This is a genomic window from Streptomyces sp. W16 (assembly GCF_033194735.1).
GTDB lineage: Bacteria > Actinomycetota > Actinomycetes > Streptomycetales > Streptomycetaceae > Streptomyces.
In genome coordinates, this window is sequence record NZ_JAWOAI010000713.1 from 1 (window position 1) to 4,042 (window position 4,042).

Sequence of the window (4,042 nt, forward strand, 5' to 3'; positions counted from 1 at the left end):
GCACCAACAGCACCAGAACGTGCTCGTCCGGCCCGGTGGCGAAACCGTGCGCACGCAACGGAATCTCGGACGCGAGGTCGAAAACATACCCGGCCGCCCGGACCACGAGCTCGGTCACCCGCTCCTCATCGGTATCCGTCCAGAGGAACGGCAGCGTGATCCCACCAGCAGGCAGGATCCGCTGGACCGGCTCACCATCGACGACCGGAAAGACTGTCCGCAGACTCTCGTGCCGGCCCACCACATCACCCAGCGCCGCCACCAGCGCCCGCCGGTCCAACGACCCCGACAGACGCAGCACCAACGGCATGTTGTACGCCCTGCTCGGCCCCGCCAACTGACCGATGATCCACAACCGCTGCTGCGCAAACGACAACGGCAGCGACTCCGGACGAACCCCGGCCACCAGCGCCGGACGGGAGGGCCCCTCCTCGACCAGCGCACCGGCCAGGGCGGCGACAGTGGGGGCCTCGAACAACGCGCGGATGGTGATCTCCATCCCGAGCAGGGCGCGGACGCGGGCGACCAGCCGGGTCGCGAGAAGGGAGTGCCCGCCGAGTTCGAAGAAGTGGTCGTCGACGCCGACATTGGGCAGACCCAGCACGTCGGCGAACGCCGCACACAGCATCTCCTCCCGCACGGTCGTCGGAGCGCGGTGGGTCGAGGCGACGGCATAGTCCGGTTCGGGCAGGGCCTTGCGGTCCAGCTTGCCGTTGGCGGTCAATGGCAGCCGGTCCAGGACCACGACCGCGGCCGGCACCATGTAGTCCGGGAGCGGCCCCGCGGCATGCCGGCGCAACAGGCCGGGCAACTGCGCGATCTGTTCCGGGGACTGCCCCGGGGCGGGTACCGCATAACCGACCAAGCGCTTGTCACCGGGGATGTCCTCGCGGACCACCGCCACGGCCCGGGCGATACCGGGATACCGGGCCAGCACCGCCTCGACCTCCCCGATCTCGATCCGGAACCCGCGGATCTTCACCTGGTCGTCGGCCCGGCCGACGAACTCGAGGGCCCCGTCCGCACGCCACCGCGCCAGGTCCCCGGTCCGGTACATCCGCTCGCCGGACGCGCCGAAGGGGCACGCCACGAACCGGTCCGCGGTCAGCGCGGGACGGTTCAGGTAGCCGCGCGCCAGACCGGCGCCCGCCACGTACAACTCACCCGTCACACCGGGGGCCACCGGTTCCAGGCCGTCGTCGAGCACGAACACCCGCATATTGAAGGTGGGTCCGCCGAGTACCGGCCGCGGTGTGGATCGCGGCTCGGCGAAGACCTGGTAGACCGTGCACTCCGTGGGCCCGTAGAAGCTGAAGCTGCGCGTATCCTCACCCAGCGATCCGAGCCACTCCCAGAGCGAGTCCGGCACGGCCTCGCCACCGACCACGAGCAGTGCCGGAGTACGGCGGCCGTTGTCGAACAGACCTTCCGACACGGCGGCGGCCATGTGCGTGGGGGTCAGCTCCAGGAAGTCGACGTCGTGCGCGTCCAGCCAGGTCGCGAGGAGGCCGATGTCGGAGAGCACCTCCGTACTCACGACATGCAGCTCGTGCCCCTCCAGCAGGCACGACAGCTGGTCCCACACCGCGTCGAAGGATATGGAGGTGGTCAGCGCGACCCGTAGTGGGCGACGGTCCGAGAGATCGGCGGCGCAGGCGAAGACCGACTCGCGGTGAACGGTGATGAAGTTGGTGATGCTCTGGTGCGGTACCGCCACGCCCTTGGGAGTTCCGGTGGAACCGGAGGTGTAGATGACGTAGGCAGGGTGGGCGGGGGTCAGCGGGCCGGTGCGCTCGTCGTCGGTCGGGTCGTGGCTCCAGGCCGGGTGCGCGGTCAGCTCCTCCTGGGTGGCAGCGTCGTCCAGGACCAGAAGGGGTGCGTCGGCCGGCAGCCCTGCCGCGGTGGCCCGGAGCGTCACCACGTACGCCGGCTTCGCGTCCTCGATCATGAACCGGACCCGTTCCTCCGGGTATTCGGTGTCGATCGGAAGATACGCCGCGCCCGCCTTGAGCACACCGAGCATCGCCACGACGAGGTCGACCGACCGTGGCAGTGCCATGCCCACGATGTCCTCGGGGCCGACCCCGTGCTCGATCAGGTGGTGCGCGAGCCGGTTGGCGCGGGTGTTGAGCTCGCCGTAGGTCAAGGTGGTGCCGTCGAAGACGACCGAGGTGGCCTCGGGGGTGCGGGCGGCCTGGTCCTCGAAGAGCGCTGTCAGGGTCGTGGGCGGGACGGAGCGGGAGGTGTCGTTCCAGGTGTGCAGCACCTTCTCCCGCTCCGCGGCGGAGAGCACCGGGACCTGGTCGACCCGCTGGTCCGGGCCGGTGGTCAGAGTGTCGAGGACCCGGGTGAAGCGTTCGGCGAGCTGCTCGATGCTCGCATGGTCGAACAGGTCGACGGCGTAGAAGACCTCGCCGGTCATTCCGGCGGGTCGGCCGTGCTCGTCGAAGCCTTCGCGCAGGTCGAAGGAGAGGTCGAACTTGGCCGGGGTGTCCTCGTCGGGCAGAACGCTCGTGCGCAGGCCGGGCAGTCGAAGCACGGGATCGGCGTTGTTCTGGAGCGCGAGCGCGACCTGGAACAGCGGATGGCGGGCCATGGAGCGGGCCGGGGCCAGCTCCTCGACCAGGCGCTCGAACGGTACGTCCTGGTGCGCCAACGCGTCGAGCGTCTGCTCCCGCACCCGGGCGAGCAGTTCACCGAAGGACGGACCGCCGGACACATCAGTGCGCAGGACGAGGGTGTTGACGAAGAACCCGACGAGGTCGTCGAGCGCGGTGTCGGTGCGCCCGGCCGTAGGAGTTCCGATCACGATGTCCTGGCCGGCGCCGAGCCGGGAGAGCAGCACGGCCAACGTGGCCTGGAGCACCATGAAGACCGTCGCGCCTTCGTCCCTGGCCAGTTCGGTGACCCAGGCGTGCAGCCGCGCGGGGATCTCCAGCGTCACGCTCCCGCCCTCATGCGTGGCCACCGCGGGGCGGGCACGGTCGACGGGCAGCGGCACTTCCTCCGGTATGTCGGACAGCGCGCGGCGCCAGTAGGCCAGTTGCCTGCTCAGCAGGCTCTCGGGGTCCTGCGCCTCGCCGAGCAGTTCACGCTGCCAGAGCGTGTAGTCCGCGTACTGGACCGCCAGCGGCTCCCATTCGGGTTCCTGGTCGGCCAGGCGCGCCGTGTACGCCACCGAGAGGTCCCGTGCCAGCGGCACCAGCGACCAGCCGTCACCGGCGATGTGATGCACGAGCAGCACCAGCACGTGTTCGTCCGCACCGGACTCGAACAGCCAGGCCCGGAAGGGCACTTCGGCCGAGAGGTCGAAGCAGTGGCCCGCCGCCCCGCTGATCGACGCGGTCGGGCCGGCCGGCCCGACCAGAGCGGCCGGTACCACGCTGAGCACCTCGCCGAGCTCCTCCACCGGCACCACCCGCTGGTACGGCCGTCCCTCGACCGACGGGAAGAGCGTGCGCAGCACCTCGTGGCGCCCGAGGACATCCCGCAACGCCGCGTCCAGCGCACCGGTGTCGACCGCACCGGAGAGTTTGATGACCGCCGGGATGTTGTAGGTGGCGCTCGGTCCCTCCAACTCGTGCAGGAACCACAACCGCTGCTGTGCGGACGACAAGGGCAACGGCTCCGGACGATCTGCGGCCACCAGCGCCGGACGCGCGGGGCCCCCTCCGTCCAGCGCCTTGGCCAGGGCGGCGATGTCGGGGGCTTCGAAGAGCGTACGCATGCCGAGTTCGACCCCGAGCAGGGCGCGGATGTGGGCGACCAGCCGGGTCGCGAGCAGGGAGTGGCCGCCGAGTTCGAAGAAGTTGTCCTCGATGCCGACGGTGGACAGATCCAGGTTCAGCACCTTGGCGAACGCGGCGCACAGGATCTCTTCCTGGACGGTCGTCGGGGCGCGGCGGGCGGTCACGACGGCTTGGTCCGGTGCGGGCAGGGCCTCGTGGTCCAGCTCGCCGTCGGCGGTCAGCGGCAGCCGGTCCAGGACCACGACCCTGGCCGGCACCAGGTGCGCGGGCAGCAGCCCGGTGGCGTGCTCGCG

At 70.4% G+C, this 4,042-nt stretch carries 1 protein-coding gene; it reads right to left on the reverse strand.

From position 1 onward, the window contains the following. Positions 1 to 4,042 (reverse strand): amino acid adenylation domain-containing protein (locus R6V09_RS47690; RefSeq protein WP_317887703.1); only part of this gene is annotated, 4,042 nt, incomplete at both ends.